Below are 822 nucleotides of genomic sequence, written 5' to 3' on the forward strand. Positions count from 1 at the left end.
TGAACTTTTAGGAACACGTGGAAAAGAATTTGGAACTGTTACAAGTAGAAAAAGAAGATGCGGTTGGTTTGATGGTGTTTTGGTAAGGCAAACTATTAAAGTTTCAGGGATTAATGGTATCGCTTTAACGAAATTAGATGTACTCGATGAATTAGATGAAATTAAAATGTGTGTTGCTTATGAGCTTGATGGTAAAAGATTAGATTATTTACCTGCTGCTGTAGAAGATCAAATAAAAATAAAACCAATTTATGAAACTTTTCCAGGTTGGAAAGTTTCTACAAATGGAGTTAAAAATCTGGATTCATTACCTGAAAATGCAAAAAAATATATTTTTGCTGTTGAAGATTTTATTGGTGCAAAAGTATCAAGTATCTCAACGAGCCCAGAAAGAGACGATACTATTTTAATTGAAAGCCCTTTTGAGGTTTAGTTTGCGGGTAAAAGATTTTTTGATTTAGCTAATAGAAGCATGTGCTTTTGGAGTTTTTCAAATGCTTTATTTTCTATTTGTCTAACTCTTTCTCTGCTAATTTTATATTTTTTACTTAAATCTTCTAGTGTAGTTGGGTCATCATTTAGTCTTCTTGAGTATAAAATTTCTCTTTCTCTATCGTTTAGAACTTTAATAGAATCTTTTAATAAATCTTTTCTTTGTTCCATTTCCTCGTGGTGAGCAAATTTTAAGTCATGATCAAGTTCTTTATCAACCAACCAGTCTTGCCATTCATCGCCGTCTTCTCCAACTTGAGCATTTAGCGAGAACTCCTTTCCAGAAAGTCTTCTATTCATTGAAACAACTTCTTCTTTTAACATTTTTTT

The 822-nt window shown here is 31.4% G+C and carries 2 protein-coding genes; one reads left to right on the forward strand and one right to left on the reverse strand.

All coding sequences use genetic code 11. From position 1 onward, the window contains the following. The coding region (locus AMO08_RS02370; RefSeq protein ID WP_179850734.1) for an adenylosuccinate synthetase at positions 1 to 433 on the forward strand (433 nt) is incomplete at its 5' end. Here the strand turns inward: AMO08_RS02370 and AMO08_RS02375 are convergent. After that, the coding region (locus AMO08_RS02375; protein ID WP_306452496.1) for a sigma factor-like helix-turn-helix DNA-binding protein at positions 430 to 822 on the reverse strand (393 nt) is incomplete at its 5' end. The genes AMO08_RS02370 and AMO08_RS02375 overlap by 4 nt on opposite strands.

It is taken from the genome of Candidatus Pelagibacter communis, assembly GCF_001180205.1.
Lineage (GTDB): Bacteria > Pseudomonadota > Alphaproteobacteria > Pelagibacterales > Pelagibacteraceae > Pelagibacter > Pelagibacter ubique_O.